Below are 19,839 nucleotides of genomic sequence, written 5' to 3'. Positions count from 1 at the left end.
CATGCAAGCGCCCGAGCAGTTCCCCGAGTGGCGGACAGGCGAGGTCATCGACGACCGGTACCGGGTGGTGGGGGTGGCCGGGAAGGGCGGGATGGGGATCGTCTACCAGGTCAGGCACCTTCAATGGGGCATCGATCTGGCCGCGAAGCGTCCCTTCCGGGACGCGTCGCGGAGCCGGGACGAGCGGCAGTTCGTCAGCGAGGCGGAGGCCTGGGTGAACCTGGGACTCCACCCGAACATCTGCGGCTGCCATTATGTCCGCAGGCTCGACGGTCTTCCGACCGTCTTCGCCGAGTACGTCCCGGACGGCAACCTCCACAGCTGGATCGCGAGCGGCCGGATCCTCCGGGGTCTGGCTCCCGCAGAGGCCGTGCGGCGCGCCCTGGACGTGGCGATCCAGTTCGCCTGGGGCCTGGAGCACGCCCACCGCAACAGGCTGGTGCACCAGGACGTCAAACCGGCGAACGTCCTGATCGACACCGCGGGCGGCGACATCATCGTCAAGGTCACCGACTTCGGACTGGCCAGAGCCCGCACCGGTGCCCCCGGACCGGCGGCCGCTTCCCTCGGTGACGGACGGGACGCGGGGGACGCCGACAGCGTCCTGGTGGGCCGTGCCGGTCTGACGCGGGAGTACGCGTCCCCGGAACAGCTGGCCAATCGTGCGCTGAGCCGTCGCACCGACATCTACAGCTACGCCACGTCCGTGCTCCAGGTGTTCACCGGCCGGCGCACCTGGCCGAGGGGAGACGAGGCCGGCCGGGCACTGGCGGAGTACCTCGCCGACGGACCGGGCGGCAGGCCCGGGCTCCCCGAGATGCCGGCCGGTCTCGCCGCGCTGCTCGGCCGCTGTCTCGAAAGAGATCCAGCCGACCGGCCGGGCACCATGGCCGAGGTGGCCGCCGAACTCGTGGAGATCCACCGGAGCGCGACCGGCCGGCCGTACCCACGGCCGGAACCGGTGCCGGCCGATCTGCGCGCCGACGAGCTCAACAACCGGGCCCTCTCCCTGCTCGACCTCGACCGGCCCGCCGAGGCGGACAAGCTGTTCGTCCAGGCCCTGGAGGCGGATCCACGGCATCCGCAGAGCACGTACAACGCGGGGATGCGCCGTTGGCGGCGCGGCGAGATCAGCGACGAGAGCATGCTCGCCGAACTCGAAGGGCTCGGGCCGGAGACCGGGCCCGGCGGGCGGCAACGCCATCTGCTCGCGCTGGTGCACATGGAACGAGGCGACGTCGATGCGGCCTGCGCGTCGCTGGCCGAGCACGGCGACGGACCGGCCGAACCGGAGGCCCGTGCCGCTCTGCAGGCGATTGCGGCGGGAGAGGTCGTCAAGGCCGGGTGTGCCGCGACGCTGCCGATGCCCTGGCAGCGCTGGCCGGAAAGGGACCGCCCTGGATTGCCCCCCATGCCGCCCGGAAGGCCGCTGAACCACAAGGAGGGGGCGCTCCGCGCCACGCCGGACGCGGGCGTCATCGTTGCCGGGCACGGCAGCGGCAGCGTGATCGTCTGGAAATCCGCCGACCAGGAGAAGGGCCGTCTGTTCGCCCTGTCCGGGCACTCCGGGCCGGTGCACGACGTGGACGTCACCCCTGACGGCCGCTACGCCCTCACCGCCGGATTCGACGGCGACGTGCGGCTCTGGGACATCCCACGGGAGCGCTGTGTCCAGGTCTTCGAGGGCACTCGGGTGCGCGAAGAGAGGATCAATCAAACCGCGGTGCGCGTGTCCCATGACGGCAGCGTCGGGGCCTGGACCGCCTCCGACGGGACGGTCCAGGTCTGGGACCTGCGCAACAGCACACTCCTGGCGGCCGTCGGCGAGCCGGAGCAGAACTCGGTGTCCCTCGCGATGAGCCCCGACGGTCGCAGAGTGGTGTCCAGCAGCGCCATGTACGGCACGGCGTGGCTGTGGGACGTGGCCTCCGGCCGGTGCCTCAGGCAGTTCGTCGCCGGGCAGCCCTTCTCGATGAACGCCCTGTGCCTCAGCGCCGACGGACGCCTCATGGTCTCGGCGGGAATCCTCGACACCACGATCCGCGTCTGGGACCTGGAGCAGGGCCGCTGTGTCCGGGTCATGAGGGGACACACCGAAGGGGTGGACAACCTGGCGTTGCGGTCCGACAGCCGGTTCCTGCTTTCGGGGGCCAGAGACCAGACCGTTCGCTACTGGGATCTGCGCACCGGCCGCTGCGTCCGCACGTTCCGCGGTCATGACGGTGACGTGTGCGACGTGCGGTTCGTCACGCTTCCCGATGTTCCCGGGGGCGAAAGGTTCGGCCTCTCCTTGGGCAAGGACCATACATTGCGCTTCTGGGAGCTGCCCGGCGCCTATCACGCCAGCGCGCAGATCAGCCGGCCCCGCCCGCAGTCCGATCTGAACAGCACCGCGCAGCGGGTACGCACACTGGTCGCCCGGGCCGAGCGCGCGATCTCGGACGGCCGGTATTCCGACGCGCTCGAGGGGCTCACGCAAGCGCGGGCAGAGCACGGCTACGAACGGGCGCCGGAGGTCCTCGCCTCTTGGCGCAAGCTGGGCCGGCACACCACCCGAGTCGGCCTGCGGAGCGTGTCCCAGCTACGCACGCTCGGCACCGCGGAGCAGAACCATGTCGGCTTGTCGGCCGACGGCCGATTCGCGGTCACCGGCGACATGGCAGGGGTTCAGGTGTGGGACGTCGCCACGGGCGCCCGCCTCGAGGGCCGGCGGCTCAGTGGCGGAAAGCTCCTGCGGAACCTGGCCATCAGAGGCACACGGGTTCTGATGGTGCAGGCGGACATCCAGAAGCTCATGGTGAACAACGGGGAGATGACCAGCTCCGAGCTCTGTCTCTGGCAGCGGGACACCGGCGAGATCCGACGCGTCGGCGGCGATTACGCGATCCGCTCCCTGCACTGGACGGCGGACGACGATCGGATCCTGCTGGGCGGTTATGACGGCAGTCTTCAGCTGTGGGACCTGGCCCCGGCCGAACCGCGCCGTCTGCACGCCATGCCCGGACACTCCGCTGAGGTCAGCGGCCTGAGCAGCACCCCCGACGGCCGTACGGCGGCGTCGGCGGGCTGGGACGGCACCGTCCGGTTGTGGGATCTGCGGACCGGTCAGTGCGTGGGCACCATGGGCGGGAACGGCCGGCTGATGTCGGTCAGCTTGAGCTCCGACGGCCGTTTCGCCTTGTGCAGCACCGGCCGTGAGAACGCCGCACTCCGACTGTGGGATACGGCCAGTGGCCGGTGCGTGCGCACCTTCGACCCGATTCCCGGCGGGGCGGCCGACGCCCACCTCACTCAGGACGGGCGTTTCGCGGTGTCCGTCGACCTGGCCGGCAGCCTCCGGATCTGGCAGACCGACTCCGGCCACTGCATCCGAGTCGTCGAAGCCCATCCGGCAGGGGCCTCGTGCGCCGTTCTCCCCGCCCACGACCAGTTTGTGCTCACCACAGGCGGTCCGACGGACACCGACGGCCCCAAGCTCTGGGACCTCGACTGGGAGCTGGCCTCCCTGCCCTAGAGATCGTCTTCAAAGGGGTCAGATCCAGAGCAGGATTGAGGCGATGGTGACGGCAGCCTGGTAGGACTCGCGGGTTTTGTCGTAGCGGGTGGCCAAGCCGCGCCATTGCTTCAACCGGTTGAAGCAGCGTTCGACTACGTTGCGGAGGCGGTAGATCCGCCGGTCGAAAGCGGGTGGCCGGCCGCCGTGCGAGCCCCGGTTGAGGCGCCCGAGGGCCTGGTCGACGCGTTCGGGGATCGTGTGGGTGATGCCGCGTCGTCGCAGGTAGCGGCGGATCTTCCGGGAGCTGTAGCCCTTGTCGGCGATGACGTGGTCGGGCCGGGTGCGCGGACGGCCCGGCCCGTTGCGGGGAACGCGGATCGACTCCAGGACGGCTTCGAACCGGGTGCAGTCGTTCGCGTTGCCGCCCGAGAGGACGAAGCCGAGCGGGCGCCCTCGCCCGTCGCAGGCCAGGTGGAGCTTGGTGCTCAGTCCGCCACGGGATCGGCCGAGGGCGTGATCACCCGCTTCGTCCCCGTCTCGTGCCCCCTTTTGCCGCCGGTGGCGTGCTGGTGGGCCCGCACGATCGTGGAGTCGACCGAGACCAGCCAGTCGAGGTCCCCGGCCGTGTCCTTCTCCGCCTGGACCTGCCGCAGTACCCGGGAGAACGTGCCGTCCAGGGCCCACCTGCGGAACCGGGTGTACAGGGTCTGCCAGGAGCCGTACCGCTCGGGCACGTCCCGCCAGGCCGAGCCGGTCCGTAGCTTCCACACGATCCCGTTCAGCACCAACCGGTCGTCCGTGCGGGGCCGGCCCGCGGTCCCCGAACTCGGCAGGAACCGTGACAGCACAGCCCACTCGGCATCCGAGAGCTCATGACGACGCACCATGGCCGACATGATCTCTCATCACTTGATCAGCTTTGAAGACACCCCCTAGTACTGCAACGGTCTTTGACCTGATGGTTGGGCAGTTTCTGGTGGTGTGTGGCCGCGTCGTTGGTAGTGGCTGAGACGAGCTTGGTATTGGCGTCGGCGTCGCCAGGTCGACCAGTGCAGGACATGGTCGACCGAGGCCGGCCGGCGGTGGGTGAGGTGGTGGATCAGCCGTCTGAGCTCGGGAAGGCTGAGGGGGACGAGGCCGGAGGATCCGTTTCTGCTTTGTCGGCGTCGAGTTCGCGGGCCCGCAGGGCGGTGAGGCAGGCGTGGGCGGCCATGGCCAGGGTGATGTGGCGGTGCCAGCCGGGGTAGCGGCGGACCTGGTAGTCGTCCAGGCCGCATTCCTGCTTCGCGCTCTGGAAGCACTCCTCGACCGCCCACCGGGCCCCGGCGACACAGATCAGCTGGTCAAGTGTGGTGTCGGCGGGGCAGTAGGCGATGTAGTAGGAGATCTCCTGGGGCCGGCTCACGCTGCGGCGGGCGATCACCCAGTGCCGCCGGTCCTCCCGGTGCCAGGGCCGGACCTCGACCCTGGCCCAGTCGAACACCCGCGGCCCGTGGGCCCCGTTCCCGCAGGATCGGCGCTTCCACTTCTGCCTCGGCAGCTCGTGGAACAGGTCGTGGACGGGATGATCGATGGCCCAGCGGGTCACGACGGTGTCGTGGCGGGTGGTGGCCATGACGTGGAAGACGTCCGCCCGTTCCAGCTCGGTCCGCCAGCTCTTGGAATAGCCATAGCCGGCGTCCGCGGTGACCCACCGGAACGGAATCTTTTCCTCGATCGCCCGGCGGACCATGGCCCGGGCGATGGCGACCTTGGTCTCGAAAACGACCGTGTCGCCGATGCCGGCCCGCCGGCAGCGTTCGCGGTCGTCGGTCCAGGACGCCGGCAGGTAGAGACGCCGGTCGATCAGGGTGCGGCCGCGGCCGGCGGCATAGGCGAGGAACACGCCGACCTGGCAGTTCTCCGTCCGGCCCGCGGTTCCGGAGTACTGGCGCTGGACCCCGGCCGACCGGATCCCCTTCTTCAGGAAGCCGGTGTCGTCCACGATCAGCACCGCCTGCGGGTTGCCGAGATGCTCGACGACGTACTCGCGGACATCGTCCAGGACCTCGTCCGCGTCCCAGTCGATCCGGTTCAGCAGCCGGTGGATCCGGTCCGGGCCCGCATGCCCGGCCTCCTCGGCAAGCGTCCAGCCGTTCTTCCGCTCGAGTGGAGCGACCAGGCCCCGCATATACGCCAGCGCCGACTCACGCGGCTCCGACCTGGCAAAACGGTGCACGAACCGCTCATGCAGAGCCCTCAGTTCACCCGCCCCCGACCGGGCATCAGCAAGTTCCCCACCCATGAACACACCAACGAATGACCTGGCCACCAGTCACGGCAAACACCGATGCAGTACTAGGAGCTGTCTCCTCGGTGCTCGGTGACGGGGCGATGCCGGTCGGGTGCCGGACCTGACGCATCCGTCCGATGAAGTCCGCTCACTGCACGCCATCCTCACAAGGCTGGTCGCACCGCCTTTATGATCGACCGGCCGCAGAACGACAACGGGTGGAGAGCGTGATGCCTGGTCAGGTCGCCGCAGTGAGCCGTAACGAGGCGTACTCGTTCAGCAAGCCCAATCGCGATTCCATCACGCTGCTCACGGGGATCGGAGTGGAAGGAGACGTTCACGCAGGTGAGACGATCCGCCACCAGTTCCGCATGACCTACGAGCCGGACCTGCCCAACCTGCGCCAGGTCCACCTGATGCACGAGGAACTCTTCGACGAACTCGCGCTCAAGGGCTTCGAAGTCTCTGCAGGCCAGCTCGGCGAGAACATCACCACGCGCGGGGTGAACCTGTTGAGCCTGCCCACCGGCGCTCTGCTCCATCTCGGGGAGCAGGCGGTGCTTGAGGTGACAGGACTGCGCAACCCGTGCTCGAAGATCAACGACTTCCGCAAGGGGCTGCTCGGTGAGGTCTTCGCCATGGACCCCTTGTCCGGCGAGTTCACCTTCAAGTGTGGCGTCATGGCTGTGGTCCGCCGTGGAGGGACCGTCCGCCCCGACGATTCCATCCGGCTTGAGCTCCCGCCCCTCCCTCACCGCCCGCTGGAACGGGTCTAGGTTCTCGTTCCGTGGTCATCGGCGTGCCCCGATGAGGATGGCGGCGAGGTGGAGTGCGGCCTGATAGGCGATCGCAAGCTTGTCCGTTCGCGTGGCCAGGCCTCGCCACTGCTTGAGACGGTTGATGCACCGCGCCGCCGTGACCTTCGGGCGAGCGGTTCCGCCCGTGAGCAGGGAACCGCAGCGTTCGGCTGCTTCCCGGATGCCACCCATGGTTGAAAGGACCAGGCTGGTCCTCGATCTGACGAATCAGCAAGAGAGCATGGCCGCGTTCGAGGCGGCGTTTTACCGTGTGACTGCGATCAAGACGTGCGTCATGGAGGGTGGGGGAGACGATGGGCACTCACAAGGACGGCATGCCCGTCGATCTCGCCGCTGAGCGTGCTGTTCTCGGGGCGATGATGCTGTCGAAGGACTCCATCGCGGACGTTGCGACGACGCTGGTGCCGGACGATTTCCACGACCCCGGCCATCGGCTGCTGTACTCAGTCGTTCTTGGCCTCTTCAGCGCCGGGATCCCCGCCGATCCCACTCTGGTCGAAGCCGAGCTGGACAAGCAGAAACAGCTGGAGACCATCAGCCGTGACGTCGTCCACGACCTGGCCCACGCACCCGGCGCCCGGAAGGATCCCAACGCGGCGGCGCAACGGGTGAAGGACGCGGCAGTCCTCAGGGCGACCGTCGATGCGGCCCGCAAGGCCGAACGTCTCGTAACGGATGCGGACATCGACGACGCCGACGAGGTCCTGGAAGCGGCCCAGAGCGCCTTCTTCAAGGCCACGAGCCGTCAGCACCCCTCCGGCAACGCCCTGCCTCTGGGCGACATCATGGAAGGCGCGCTCGACGACATCGAAGCCATCGGCAGCCGGTCAGGAACGTTGCCCGGCGTCCCCACCGGGTTCACCGAGCTTGACGCCCTGACCGGCGGTCTCATGCCCGGACACCTGATCGTCATCGCCGCTCGTCCTGCCATGGGGAAATCCACCCTGGCCATGGACTTCCTCCGCAGCGCCTCCGTCAAGCACAACACGCCCAGCGTGCTCTTCAGCCTGCAGTCTGGCCGCAACGAGATCACCATGCGGATCCTGTCCGCCGAAGCACGTGTCGCCCTCCACTCCATGCGCAGCGGCACGATGAAGGACGAGGACTGGCACCGGCTCGCCAAACGGATGCCCGATGTCGCCTCTGCCCCGCTCTACATCCAGGACGCGGGGGCCGTGACCCTTCTCGATCTACGAGCCCAGTGCCGCCGGCTGCGCATGCGCAACGGTGTCCGCCTGGTCGTCGTCGACTCCCTGCAGACCCTCGACTACGGCACCCGCCGCTTCAGCTCCCGCTACGAAGAAGTCTCCGAGATCGCCCGCGGCCTCAAGGCCCTGGCCAAGGAACTCGAGATCCCCATCATCGCCGTGTCCGATCTCACCCGCGGCCCCGAGCAACGCACCGACAAAAAACCCGTGATCAGCGACCTGCGCGACTCCGGCACCCTGGAAGAGATGGCCGACCTTGTCATCCTCCTCCACCGCGAGGACGCCTACGAGAGGCTCTCACCCAGAGCAGGCGAAGCCGACCTCATCGTCGCCAAGCACCGCCAGGGACCCACCGCCACGATCGCTACCGCCTTCCAGGGCCACTACTCCCGCTTCGTCGACATGGCCCAGACCTGAAAGGAGGCGTGCCGGGTCTCAGATTTCGCGGCACAATCTCGTCTCCGATGGCACGTCGATGGCACTTATGCCGCCGTTGTGAGACTCGCCGGTCGGGACACAGCCCCATGCCACGAGCCGCAATCGAAGCCATCTGATCTGGGACGACCGCGGTCATAGGAAAAGCGATTGACGCTCCGGTGCCGGTCGGGGACGATCCCGGACCGTGACGACGAGCACCGATCAAGACCAGACCGCCCCCGGCCGGATGCGCCCGCTCGCCCTGGTCACCGGCGTGGGCCGCACCGTAGGCATCGGCGTCGGCATCGCCCGCCGCCTGGCAGCATCGGGCTGGGACATCGCCTTCACTTACTGGACTCCCTACGACGACCGCATGGCCTGGGGCAGGGAGGCCGGTGCCACCGAAGTGATCAGCCAAGCTCTGGCCGAACACGGTGCGTCCAGCACGGCGATCGAGGCGGACCTCGCCGACCCGGACGCCCCGGCACGCGTCTTCGACGAGGCCGAACAAAGGCTGGGCAACGTGACTGCGCTGGTGATGTGCCACTGCGAGTCGGTCGACTCCGGTCTGCTCGACACCACCGTCGAGAGTTTCGACCGGCACTTCGCCGTCAACGCGCGCGCCACCTGGCTCCTCATCCGCGAGTTCGGCCGCCGCTTCGCAGCAGCCCCAGGAACCGGCCGGGTCATTAGCCTGACCAGCGATCACACTGTCGGCAACCTGCCTTACGGAGCGAGCAAGGGAGCCCTCGACCGCATTACCCTGGCCGCCGCCCGTGAACTCGCCCACCTCGGCGTGACCGCCAACGTGATCAACCCCGGACCGATCGACACCGGCTGGATGTCCGAGGAGATCCGGGAGCAATGCGTCCGCAACACCCCGCTTGGCCGTCTGGGCACTCCGCAGGACACCGCGCATCTCGTGGACTTCCTGTGCTCCCGGGAAGGCGAGTGGATCAACGGCCAGTTGCTGATGAGCAACGGTGGCCTCGCGTAGACCGCCAGGCACTCACGTGCTCGATGCCGCGGCCCGAGGTCGCCAGACGTTTCGCGAGAAAATGACATCTCCGTGAGACCAGGTGGTGTTTCGAAGTGACGGAGTCACTTGCTGTGGGGACGTCAGCTGGCACCGCGGCAGGTTCTCGGCGTGTTCGTGGCGAGGACAGCGACGGCATGGTGGGAGCACTGTCGCGCGGAGCGCGTCCAGAGGGGTGGGGGTCGGGCCGCCGGGTGGGAGCGCTGAGGTTCTGCTGCCCGCACCGCTACGCACATCACTTCGAGGCAGTCCCCAGCGCGTGGGCGCTGATGCTCAGCGCCTCGTCTCGTACCTGGTCAGGACCACGCCGCAGGGAAGCGTCCGCGTCTCCACCAGCTTGAGGTTCACCCAGTTGTCCAGCGCGGTGAAGAACGGCGTGCCGCCGCCCACCAGGACCGGCGCGGTGGCCAGCACGTACTCGTCGATCAGCCCGGCCCGCATGGCCGCCCCGGCGAGCGTCGCTCCGCCGATGTCCATCGGGCCGCCGTCCTCGGCCTTGAGCCGTCTGATCTCGGCGACCGCGTCGCCGGTGACCAGGAGGGTGTTCCAGTCGACCTCGTCGATCGTCGAGGAGAACACCACCTTCGACATGTCCCGCCAGCGGCGCGCGAACTCGATCTCCGCAGGGGTGGCGCCCGGCTGCTGGTCACCGGTCGGCCAGTAGGAGCTCATCGTCTGCCACAGCTTGCGCCCGTACAGCGTCAGGTCGGTCGCCTGCAACCGGTCGGACCAGAACTGGAACAGCTCGTCGCTCGGCACGCTCCAGCCGATGTCGTCGCCGGGCGCGGCGATGTAGCCGTCCAGGCACGCCCGCAAGACCGCCGCCGAAATTCGCCAGACACTCATCGCCAACCAGACCGACCGGAAGAAGCCAGGCATCCGCGTAGAGGCGGCCCCATGGCCGCTTCCGTCTCAGGACCATCGGTGGTTCTGCTTCGGCTCCCTTCGCCGTAGCGGCAGGGTGCTGTGGGCCGTGTCGGTGCTGTCTGCGAAGCGACCGCACCGCGCAGCCCACGCGGTGGCCGTGCCCTCCCAGCAGGCGCCGCTCCCGCCCTGCGCCAGGCCGGATGAGCGTTCCTGTGGCCATGGGCGGCGTGGGGTTGGCGGCCCACCAGCACGCGGCCGGGCCCGAAAAGGGGGCCCTGGGAAGCGGATCGACCAGATCAACGAACGCATCCGCCGAGGCGAGACCCGCTGCCGGCTCGACCGGACCGCCTACCGGCGGCGCAACGTCGTCGAACACTGCTTCAGCCGGCCCAGACAGAACCGGGCCCCGGCCACCCGCTACGACAAACGAGCCGTCCACCACCCGGCCATGGTCACCCTCGCCTGCCTACGGCTCTGGCTCCCATGACTTTCCGGACATCCTCTAGGGGCTCTCTGGCACGGGCTCAGGTGCGCCGTCGGACCGCGGTGGCGTTCGCGGAACCCGCGGATGCCGCGGTCCGAGTGCTCCGCGCCACTCAGGGCCCGCGTGCTCGACAGTCATGCGCTGTCGTGCCAACACCTGGGCGCGGGGAGGAAAGTCGGCCGGTCGCGCGGGCCGTAGTTTTCGGGAGTGCCGAGCTGCCACGCGCGGACGGCACCGTACCGACTGCTCCGAGAGGACCCCTCATGTTCGACATCGCCAAGGTCCAGGCCGCCCCGAGTGCGGACCTGCTGACGCCCGACAACGCCGTCATGCTCTTCGTGGACCACCAGCCGCAGATGTTCTTCGGCACCGGAAGCGGCGACCGTGCCGCGATCATCAACAGCACCGTGGGTCTCGCCAAGGCGGCCAAGGCGTTCGACGTTCCGGCCGTCCTGACCACGGTCGCCGCCGAGTCGTTCTCCGGGCCCCTGCTGCCGCAGCTCGCCGAGGTGTTCCCCAAGCACGAGGTCATCGACCGCACCACCATGAACGCCTGGGAGGACGAGGCCCTCGTGGCGGCGGTCAGGGCGACCGGGCGCAGGAAGATCGTCCTGGCGGGTCTGTGGACCGAGGTCTGCCTGGTGCTGCCCGCGCTCTCGGCGCTCGAGCAGGGCTACGAGGTGTACGTCGTGACCGACGCCTCCGGCGGCGTCAGCCCGGCCGCCCACGAGCACGCCCTGCAGCGGATGATCGCCGCCGGCGCGGTGCCCGTGACCTGGGTCCAGGTCCTCCTGGAGCTGCAGCGCGACTGGGCGCGTCAGGAGACGTACGGCGACGTCATGGAGATCGTCAAGGCGCACGCGGGCGCGTACGGCCTGGGCGTCGTGTACGCGCAGTCGGTCATCGGCGCGCACGCGGCCGGCTGACCCCTGTGGACACCGGCATTCTGATCCTGCGTCTGCTGGTGGGACTGCTCGTCGCCGGCCACGGTGTGCAGAAGGTCAGTTCGCACCTGGGCGGCAGGGGACTCGAAGGCGGCACGGAGGAGTTCCGCGCCGACGGTTTCCGCGGCGGAGCCGTCACCGCGCTGGCGGCGGGCGGCGGCCAGATCGGATCGGGCCTGCTGCTCGCCGCCGGCCTCCTGACCCCGCTCGCCGCCACCGGGACCATCGGGGTCATGACCGTCGCGCTCACCGTGAAACGGCACAACGGCCTCTGGGTGCAGAACGACGGCTACGAGTACCCGCTCGTCCTCATCGGCACCGCCGCCGCCCTGGCCGCCACCGGACCCGGCGCCTGGTCCCTCGACGCGGCCCTCGGCCTCACGCCGTACCCCCTGTGGTGGGCGGCCCTCGCGCTCGCGGCCGGTCTCGGCAGCGGGCTCCTCACCCGGCTCGTCCTGCACCGGCCCCCCGCCCCGGCGACCGCCGAGCGCTGAGCGCGAGCCGCGCAGACCGGGTCCGGCCGCCCGCGCACCCCCGACCGGGCGGTCGGACCCTTCCCCTCCCTCTCTCCCGAACAGGAGCACTCGATGGACACCCTCACGAACCCGCACGGCGGCGGCCAGCCGTTGCTGCACCAGAAGGGCGCCGAGACCCAGGCGTTCGGCACGCTCAAGCAGTTGCCGATCGGCCTCGGTCACGACACCCGCATGTACGCCTGCCAGCGGCTGAACCGCGTTCTCGCCGACACGCAGATCCTCTACTCCCTCTACAAGAAGCACCACTGGCTCATGCGCGGGGCGACCTTCTACTCGCTCCACCTGATGCTGGACAAGCACGCGGAGGCCCAGCTGGCCATCGTGGACGCGCTGGCCGAGCGCGTGCAGAGCCTCGGCGGCGTCGCCGTCGGGGACCCGCGCCACGTCGCCGAACTGACGTCGATCCCCCGTCCGCCCGACGGCGTCGAGCCGGTGCCCGTCATGCTGTCGCGGCTCCTCGACGCGCACGAGCGGATCCTGACAGACGCCCGCGACGCCGCCGCCCGGCTTTCCGGGGAGGGCGACGAGGGCAGCGCCGACCTGCTCGTCTCCGATGTCATCCGTACCGGCGAGGCGCAGGTGTGGTTCCTGGCCGAGCACCTCGTGGACACCCCTCTGGTGCACGGCTGATGGACACGTACGACGTCGTCGTGGTCGGCGGCGGGCCGGCCGGAGAGGTCGTGGCCGGCCGGGCCGCCGGGTCGGGGCTGACCGCCGTCGTCGTCGAGGCCGAGGCGGTCGGCGGCGAGTGCTCCTACCGTGCCTGCGTGCCGAGCAAGGCCCTGCTGCGTCCCGGCGCCGCCCGAGCGGAGGCCCGCTCGGTCGACGGGGCTCGGCAGGCGGTCACGGCGGCACTCGATCCGGCGCGGGTGCTGGCCCGCCGAGACCGCTTCACCGGGCGCGGTGACGACACCGGCCAGGCCGACTGGCTCGACGGTGCGGGCATCGCGCTCGTACGGGGGTACGGACGGCTCGCCGGTGAGCGCCGGGTGGAGGTGACCGGGGCCGACGGCACGGTCCGTACCCTGCGGGCCCGGCGCGCGGTCGTGGTCTGCACCGGCACGGAACCCGCCCTTCCGCCGGTCGAAGGGCTCGACCGGATCGGTGTGTGGACCAACCGGCAGGCCACCACCGCCGACGCGGTGCCCGCGCGGCTCGTCGTCATCGGCGGGGGAGTGGTCGCCTGCGAGATGGCCACCGCGTGGCGCTCGCTCGGCGCCTCCGTCACGCTCCTCGTCCGCGACCAGGCCCTGCTGACCGGCTGGGAGCCGTGCGCCGGAGAAGAGGTCACCCGGGGGCTGAGCGATCTGGGCGTCACCATCCGCTTCGGGGTGTCGGCCGTCCGGGCCGCCCGTGACGAGACCACTCGTACCGTGACCGTGGAGACCGACGACGGCACCACTCTTGTGTGCGACGAGGTTCTCGCCGCCGTCGGCCGGCGCCCGTGCACCGCGGACCTCGGCCTCGACTCCGTCGGACTGCCGGCGGGCGACTGGCTTGCGGTCGACGACACCTGTCGGGTCACCGCGGTCGAGGGCGACTGGCTCTACGCCGTCGGCGACGTCAACCGCCGGGCGCCGCTGACCCATATGGCCAAGTACCAGGCCCGTGCCTGCGCGGCGGCCATCGCCGAGCGAGCCGCGGGCCGACCGGCCGGCACCGGAGGCTGGCAGGCGTGGAGCGCGCGGGCGGACCAAGTGGCCGTCTCCCAGGCCGTCTTCACCCGTCCCGAGGTCGCGAGCGTCGGTCTCACGGAACGCGCGGCACGCGAAGCGGGTCTCGCGGTACGCGCGGTGGAGTACCGCATCGACGACGTCGCCGGTGCCGCGCTCCACGCGGACGACTACCATGGCCTCGCCAAGCTCGTCGTCGACGAGACCCGAGGGGTCGTCGTCGGCTGCACGCTCACCGGTCCGATGGCGACCGAACTCATCCACACGGCCACCGTGGCCATCGTGGGCGAGGTCCCCCTGGACCGCCTCCGGCACGCCGTGCCCGCCTTCCCGACGGTGAGCGAGGTCTGGCTCCGGCTCCTGGAGGCGTACGGCCTCTGAGGCCTGCTACCCCCTCCCGCGCCCCCTCGACCGGCGTACCCCTCCCGCTCGACCGAGCACACCCCCACGCTTCCCCATCCGACAAGGAAACACCCACCCATGCAGCTCACGAGGCGCACCCTCGCCCTCGCCATGCCCGCGACGCTCGCCGCCCTGATCGGCGCCGCACCCGCGAGCCGCCCCGCCGCCGAAGGCGCCGACCGGCACGGTCCCAAGCCCACGATCGTCCTGGTCCACGGAGCGTTCGCGGACGCCTCCAGCTGGAGCGGCACGATCAGGCGGCTGCAGCACGCCGGTTACCCCGTCCTGGCCCCCGCCAACCCGCTGCGCGGTCTCGCCGCGGACACCGCCTACCTGCGCAGCGTGCTGGCCGCCGTCGACGGACCCGTCGTCCTGGTCGGCCACTCCTACGGCGGCGCCGTCACCAGTGGCGCCGCGGTGGGCAACAGCCGTGTGAAGGCCCTCGTCTACATCGCCGCGTTCACCCCGGACAAGGGCGAGAGCGCGGCCGAGCTCGCCGCCAAGTTCCCCGGCTCCACGCTCGGAGACACCGTGAACCCGCGGTCGTACCCGCTGCCCGGCGGTGGCACCGGCACCGAACTCGTCATCGAACGGTCCAAGTTCCACCGGCAGTTCGCCGCCGACGTCCCCACCGCCGACGCTGCCGTCATGGCCGTGACCCAGCGCCCGGTCGCCACCGCCGCGCTGGAGGAGAAGGCCGGGGAAGCGGCCTGGAGGACGATCCCGTCCTGGGCGCTGATCGCCACCGCCGACAGGAACATCCCGCCGGCCGCCGAACGGTGGATGGCCCGGCGCGCCGGTTCGCAGATCACCGAAGTGGACGCGTCCCACGCAGTCGCGGTCTCCCGTCCGGCCGTGGTCACCCACGTGATCCTCGCTGCCGCACGGGCGACCCGCTGACACCCGCCCCGCACATCCCCCGAAGGAGAAGCCCTCATGAAGAACCGTCCGGTCCTCGAACCCGCCGCCCAGGCCTTCGCCGACGCCACCGCCCAGCCGCCGTACCTCTACCAGATCCCCGTCGCCGACGGCCGCAAGGCCGTGGACGACGTCCAGAACGGTGAGGGCGTCCCGCTGCCCGCCGTCGACGAGGAGTGGATCACCGTCCACGGCGGTCCCACCGGCGACGTCCGCGCCCGGATCGTCCGCCCCCGCGGCGCGACCGGCCCGCTCCCCGTCATCCTCTACATCCACGGCGCCGGCTGGGTCTTCGGCAACGCCCACACCCACGACCGGCTCGTCCGCGAACTCGCCGTCGGCACGGGGGCGGCCGTGGTCTTCCCCGAGTACGACCTCTCGCCCGAGGCCCGCTACCCCGTCGCCGTCGAGCAGAACTACGGCGTCGCCCAGTGGATCGCCCGCGAGGGACACCACAAGGACCTCGACGGCACCCGGATCGCCGTCGCCGGCGACTCGGTCGGCGGCAACATGACCGCCGCCCTCACCCTGATGGCCAAGCAGCGCGGCGACGTCACGCTCGTCCAGCAGGTCCTCTTCTACCCGGTCACGGACGCGGCCTTCGACACCGACTCGTACCACGAGTTTGCGGAGGGCTACTTCCTGCGCCGTGACGCCATGAAGTGGTTCTGGGACCAGTACACGACCGAGGAGGCCGAGCGCACCCAGATCACCGCCTCCCCGCTCCGCGCCACCACCGAACAGCTCACCGGCCTGCCGCCCGCCCTGGTCGTCACCGCCGAGGCCGACGTCCTGCGCGACGAGGGCGAGGCGTACGCGGCGAAGCTCCGCGCCGCCGGAGTCCCCGTCACCGCCCTGCGCGTCCAGGGCGTCATCCACGACTTCGTCATGCTGAACGCCCTGCGGGAGACGCGGGGCGCGGAGCTCGCCATCGGTCTCGCCGTCGACACCCTCCGCAAGGCCCTCGCATGACCATGACCGAGCCTTCGACGAGCATGCCGGTGGCGGGCCTCGTCCCCGCCCCGCGGCGGGAGCACGAGCACGCCGACCTCCTCGTCCGCAACGCCAAGGTGTTCACCGGTGACCCCGCCCGCCCCGAGGCCCGCGCCGTCGCGATCCGCGACGGCCGGGTCGCGGCCCTCGGCGACGACCACGACCTCGCCCACCTCGTCGGGCCGGGCACGCGGGTCGTCGACGCCCTGGGCCGGCGGGTGGTCCCCGGCCTCAACGACTCGCACCTGCACGTCATCCGGGGCGGCCTGAACTACGTCCTGGAGCTGCGCTGGGACGGCGTACGAAGCCTCCGCCAGGCCCTGGCCATGCTCCGCGAGCAGGCCGGCCGCACCCCGAAGGGGCAGTGGATCCGGGTGGTGGGCGGCTGGACCGCCGAGCAGTTCGCCGAGCGCCGGATGCCGACCGTCGCCGAGCTGAACGCCGCCGCCCCCGACACCCCGGTCTTCGTCCTGCACCTCTACCAGTCGGCGCTGATGAACCGGGCCGCCGTCCAGGCCGCCGGATTCACCCGCGACACCCCCGATCCGCGCGGCGGACAGATCGTCCGGGGCCGGGACGGCGAACCCAACGGGGTGCTCCTCGCCGCTCCGAGCGCGCTCGTCCTGTACTCGACGCTGGCCAAGGCACCGGCCCTCGACGAGGCCGACAAACGGACGTCGACCCGGCACTTCCTGCGCGAGCTGAACCGCTTCGGACTGACCTCGGCGGTCGACGCCGCCGGCGGCTTCCAGAACTTCCCCGACCACTACGCCACGGTCACCGACCTCGCCAGGTCGGGGGAGCTGTCCCTGCGGATCGCCTACCACCTCTTCCCGCAGACGGCCGGTCAGGAACTCGCCGACCTGAAGCGCTGGACCGAGACGATCAAGCCCGGCGACGGGGACGAGTGGCTCCGGCTCAACGGCGCGGGCGAGAACCTGACCTGGGCGGCCGCCGACTTCGAGAACTTCTCCGAGCCCCGTCCCGAGCTCGCCGCGGGCTACGAGGGAGAGTTCGAGCAGGCCGTCCGGCTGCTGATGGAGAACGGCTGGGGCTTCCGGCTGCACGCCACCTACGACGAGACGATCCGCCGCGACCTGGCCGTCTTCGAGAAGCTCGCGGCGGAAGGGCTCTTCCCCGGCGGCAACCGCTGGCTCTTCGACCACGCGGAGACCGTCTCGGCCGCGAGCCTGGACCGGATCGCGGCCCTCGGCGGCGCCGTCTCGGTGCAGAACCGGATGTCCTTCCAGGGTGCCGCGTTCCTCGGCCGCTACGGCGCCGAGGCAGCCGCCCACACCCCGCCGGTCCGGGCCATGCTCGACCGCGGCCTGACCGTCGCCGCCGGAACCGACGCCACCCGCGTCTCCTCGTACAACCCCTGGGTCGCACTTCACTGGCTGGTCACGGGGCACACCCTCGGCGGCACGACCCTCTACCCGGCCGGGAACCTGATAGACCGCGAGACCGCCCTCGGCCTCTACACCCGCGGCGGCGCCCGGCTCACGGGCGAACAGGACGTCAAGGGAAGCCTGCGAGAAGGCTGGTACGGCGACCTCGCTGTCCTGTCCGACGACTTCCTCACCGTTCCCGAGGACGTCATCCCCGACATCGAGTCCGTCCTCACCGTCGTCGGCGGCCGGATCGTCTGGGCGACCGCGGAGTACGAGGGCCTCGACGAGGCCGTCCCGCCGGTGAGCCCCGAGTGGAGCCCGGTGGCCCACTTCGGCGGATATCAGAGCGGTGCCCGTCAGGCGTCGCTCGTGGCCGAGGCCGTCGCCGAGTCCGAGCGGCACCGCCGGTGGCGCGTCGCGCGCGGCTCCGTCCCCGAGACGACGCCGTCCTTCGTCGACCCCTGCTTCGATCACTGAAATCACTGAAAGAGAGACATCCGATGACTGCCGCCTCCCCGGCCGCCGACGGCGGTGAACAGGACCCGGCCGCGCTCCCCGGACGCCGTTTCGAGCCGGACCTCCGGTCGATGACACGGATCAACCTGCGCCCCATCGCCTCACCCATGCCGCTCGGCTTCTTCACGATCGCCATCGCGTCCGTGATGACGGGCTGCCTCCAGCTCGGGATCTTCGGCGAGGAGGCCCGCACCGCCGTCGCCTTCACGGTGCTGCCGGCCTTCGTGCTCCAGCTCCTGGTCAGCTTCCTGGCCTTCGGCGCCCGTGACGTGATCGCGGCGACCCTGATGGCGGTGTTCGCCGGCAGCTGGCTGCCGTACTCGCTCATCATGCTCAGCGGCGCGGCCGACGGCCTGAAGGTCCTCGGCGTCTTCAACCTGGCGCTCCTCTGCTTCGGCGCGCTGATGTCCGCCGTGACCCGGCCCAAGCGGGCGCTGTGGCTCGTGATCGCGGTCTCCCTGCCCCGCTGGGCGGCCACCGGTCTCGCGGGCGTCACCGGCGCCGAATGGCTGACGCGCACGTCCGGGGCGCTCGGCCTCGTGGTGGCGCTCGTCGCGATGTACACGGCGTTCGCCCTGATGCTCGAGGACATGCGCAGCGAGCAGGTCCTGCCCCTCGGCCGCAGCGGCCCCGCCCACCTCGCCGTGGAAGGCGACCTCGCCGTCCAGCTCCGCAACCTGGAGCGCCAGGCGGGCGTGCGCCGCACGCTCTGACCGCAGCCACCGCCCCCGTCACACCACGACCCCACAGGAGCGCCCATGGAACCCCGAGTGACCGACCGGCCCGAGAAGTCCCGGTACGAGATCCTCGCCGGCGACGACGGCACCGAGACCGCGGGCTTCGCCGAGTACCACCTCTCGGAGGGCGAGATCGCCTTCATCCACACCGAGATCGATCCCCGCTTCGGCGGCCGGGGGCTGGGCGGGCTGCTCGCCCGCGGCGCCCTCGACGACGCCCGGGCCCGTGGGCTGAGCGTCCTGCCGTACTGCCCCTTCATCCGGGGCTGGATCGGCAAGCACCCCGAGTACGCCGAGCTGGTGCCCGAGACGCGCCGCGCCCGCTTCGGCCTCTGACACACCCCGATTCCGCCCCCCTTCTCACCCGAGGAGTTCCCCATGCCCCGACACGCCCGCCCCACCGTCGTCCTGGTCCACGGCGCCTTCGCCGACGCCTCCGGCTACGCCCGTGTCATTCCCGAACTGACCGCCGCCGGCATGGAGGTGATCGCCCCGGCGGTGCCCAACCGCAGCCTCGTCGACGACGCCGCGTACATCGCCTCGGTGGTCCGTGCCGTCGAGGGCCCCGTGATCCTGGTGGGGCACTCGTACGGCGGCGCCGTCATCACCCTCGCCGGTACGGAGGACAACGTCCGCGCCCTGGTGTACCTCGCGGGATACGCGCTGGAGGAGGGCGAGAGCCTGGGCGAGCTGCAGGGCGGCTTCCCCGACTCCGGTCTCGCCGACGCGCTCGTCCACACCCCGTTCCCAGTGGCAGGCTCCACCGAGACCGGCACCGACGTCTCGGTGGCGATCGACCGGTTCCCCGAGCTGTTCGCGGCGGACGTCGACCCCGACCTCGCCGCCGTGCTCGCCGTCTCCCAGCGCCCGCTGGCCGCGCGGGCCTTCTCGGAGGCGGCGCCGGTGGCGGCGTGGAAGACCAAGCCCTCGTGGGGCCTGGTGGCCTCCGCCGACCGTACGATCAACCCCGATGTGGAGCGTTTCGGCTACCGGCGCGCCGGCATGACCACCGTCGAGGTCGACTCCTCGCATCTGGTCATGCTCGCCCAGCCCCAGGCCGTGGTGGAGCTCATCATGGACGCGGCCCGGTCCACGGGGCACTGATCTGACGCTTGAACATCGAACGATTGG

The 19,839-nt window shown here is 70.7% G+C and carries 17 protein-coding genes and 2 pseudogenes; 15 read left to right on the top strand and 4 right to left on the bottom strand.

The features are described from left to right. The first annotated feature begins 1 nt into the window (after window position 1). On the top strand, window positions 2-3,514 hold the full coding sequence (locus tag BLW86_RS03400) for a protein kinase domain-containing protein (protein WP_093872620.1): 3,513 nt from the start codon (window positions 2-4) through the stop codon (window positions 3,512-3,514). A gap of 18 nt (window positions 3,515-3,532) precedes the next feature. Here BLW86_RS03400 and BLW86_RS03395 read toward each other — a convergent pair. Together BLW86_RS03395 and BLW86_RS03390 are read right to left on the bottom strand one after the other, a co-directional pair. Beyond that, window positions 3,533-4,383 (bottom strand): IS5 family transposase gene (locus BLW86_RS03395; protein ID WP_371129441.1). Its coding sequence is split into 2 segments (ribosomal slippage): window positions 3,533-4,032 and window positions 4,032-4,383, totalling 852 coding nucleotides; the frame shifts between segments, so codons are not numbered across the junction. A gap of 212 nt (window positions 4,384-4,595) precedes the next feature. Further along, complete coding sequence (locus BLW86_RS03390) at window positions 4,596-5,780, bottom strand: IS701 family transposase (RefSeq protein ID WP_093878477.1); 1,185 nt, start codon at window positions 5,778-5,780, stop codon at window positions 4,596-4,598. Window positions 5,781-5,998: 218 nt separating this feature from the next. Between BLW86_RS03390 and BLW86_RS03385 the strand changes: the two genes are divergently transcribed. Then, window positions 5,999-6,544, top strand: coding sequence for an MOSC domain-containing protein (locus BLW86_RS03385; RefSeq protein ID WP_093878476.1), 546 nt, complete (start codon window positions 5,999-6,001; stop codon window positions 6,542-6,544). Window positions 6,545-6,559: 15 nt separating this feature from the next. On the opposite strand, the pseudogene BLW86_RS40735 reads toward BLW86_RS03385, so the two are convergent. Then, window positions 6,560-6,685, bottom strand: a pseudogene (locus BLW86_RS40735) (IS5/IS1182 family transposase); the annotation flags it as partial. 194 nt (window positions 6,686-6,879) lie between these two features. On the opposite strand from BLW86_RS40735, the gene dnaB reads away from it, so the two are divergent. Beyond that, window positions 6,880-8,211 carry a replicative DNA helicase gene (gene dnaB, locus BLW86_RS03375; RefSeq protein WP_093872618.1) on the top strand — a complete coding sequence of 444 codons (1,332 nt, stop codon included), beginning with the start codon at window positions 6,880-6,882 and terminating at the stop codon, window positions 8,209-8,211. Between the two features lie 247 nt (window positions 8,212-8,458). After that, window positions 8,459-9,208 carry an SDR family oxidoreductase gene (locus BLW86_RS03370; protein WP_093878475.1) on the top strand — a complete coding sequence of 250 codons (750 nt, stop codon included), beginning with the start codon at window positions 8,459-8,461 and terminating at the stop codon, window positions 9,206-9,208. Between the two features lie 312 nt (window positions 9,209-9,520). Here the strand turns inward: BLW86_RS03370 and BLW86_RS03365 are convergent, their stop codons facing one another. Continuing rightward, a complete protein-coding gene (locus BLW86_RS03365; protein WP_093878474.1) occupies window positions 9,521-10,093 on the bottom strand; it encodes a dihydrofolate reductase family protein in 573 nt (190 codons plus the stop codon). Window positions 10,094-10,394: 301 nt separating this feature from the next. Between BLW86_RS03365 and BLW86_RS03360 the strand changes: the two are divergent. The 11 genes and pseudogenes from BLW86_RS03360 to BLW86_RS03310 all read left to right on the top strand — a co-directional run. Next, a pseudogene (locus BLW86_RS03360) lies at window positions 10,395-10,601 on the top strand (IS5/IS1182 family transposase); the annotation flags it as partial. Between the two features lie 260 nt (window positions 10,602-10,861). After that, a complete protein-coding gene (locus tag BLW86_RS03355) occupies window positions 10,862-11,524 on the top strand; it encodes a hydrolase (protein WP_093872617.1) in 663 nt (220 codons plus the stop codon). 5 nt (window positions 11,525-11,529) lie between these two features. Beyond that, on the top strand, window positions 11,530-12,036 hold the full coding sequence (locus BLW86_RS03350; RefSeq protein WP_093872616.1) for a DoxX family membrane protein: 507 nt from the start codon (window positions 11,530-11,532) through the stop codon (window positions 12,034-12,036). 93 nt (window positions 12,037-12,129) lie between these two features. Beyond that, window positions 12,130-12,708, top strand: a complete 579-nt coding sequence (locus tag BLW86_RS03345; RefSeq protein WP_093872615.1) for a Dps family protein — start codon at window positions 12,130-12,132, stop codon at window positions 12,706-12,708. Beyond that, complete coding sequence (locus BLW86_RS03340) at window positions 12,708-14,132, top strand: dihydrolipoyl dehydrogenase family protein (RefSeq protein WP_093872614.1); 1,425 nt, start codon at window positions 12,708-12,710, stop codon at window positions 14,130-14,132. The genes BLW86_RS03345 and BLW86_RS03340 overlap by 1 nt, the downstream gene beginning before the upstream one ends. A 99-nt stretch (window positions 14,133-14,231) precedes the next feature. Then, window positions 14,232-15,053 (top strand): alpha/beta fold hydrolase, encoded by an 822-nt coding sequence (locus BLW86_RS03335; RefSeq protein ID WP_093872613.1) that lies wholly within the window; start codon window positions 14,232-14,234, stop codon window positions 15,051-15,053. Between the two features lie 36 nt (window positions 15,054-15,089). Further along, a complete protein-coding gene (locus BLW86_RS03330) occupies window positions 15,090-16,043 on the top strand; it encodes an alpha/beta hydrolase (RefSeq protein WP_093872612.1) in 954 nt (317 codons plus the stop codon). Between the two features lie 2 nt (window positions 16,044-16,045). After that, window positions 16,046-17,932, top strand: coding sequence for an amidohydrolase (locus BLW86_RS03325; protein ID WP_093872611.1), 1,887 nt, complete (start codon window positions 16,046-16,048; stop codon window positions 17,930-17,932). Between the two features lie 23 nt (window positions 17,933-17,955). Further along, window positions 17,956-18,684: a GPR1/FUN34/YaaH family transporter gene (locus BLW86_RS03320; RefSeq protein ID WP_093872610.1), complete on the top strand. Its 729-nt coding sequence runs from the start codon at window positions 17,956-17,958 to the stop codon at window positions 18,682-18,684. A 45-nt stretch (window positions 18,685-18,729) separates the two neighbouring features. After that, a complete protein-coding gene (locus tag BLW86_RS03315) occupies window positions 18,730-19,044 on the top strand; it encodes a GNAT family N-acetyltransferase (protein WP_093872609.1) in 315 nt (104 codons plus the stop codon). 42 nt (window positions 19,045-19,086) lie between these two features. After that, on the top strand, window positions 19,087-19,812 hold the full coding sequence (locus tag BLW86_RS03310; protein ID WP_093872608.1) for an alpha/beta fold hydrolase: 726 nt from the start codon (window positions 19,087-19,089) through the stop codon (window positions 19,810-19,812). Window positions 19,813-19,839: the final 27 nt, after the last annotated feature.

It is taken from the genome of Streptomyces sp. TLI_105 (assembly GCF_900105415.1).
In the GTDB taxonomy this organism is placed as follows: Bacteria; Actinomycetota; Actinomycetes; order Streptomycetales; family Streptomycetaceae; genus Streptomyces.
Note: the sequence above shows the minus strand (reverse complement) of the source record. Positions and strands in the feature narration are given on the sequence as shown.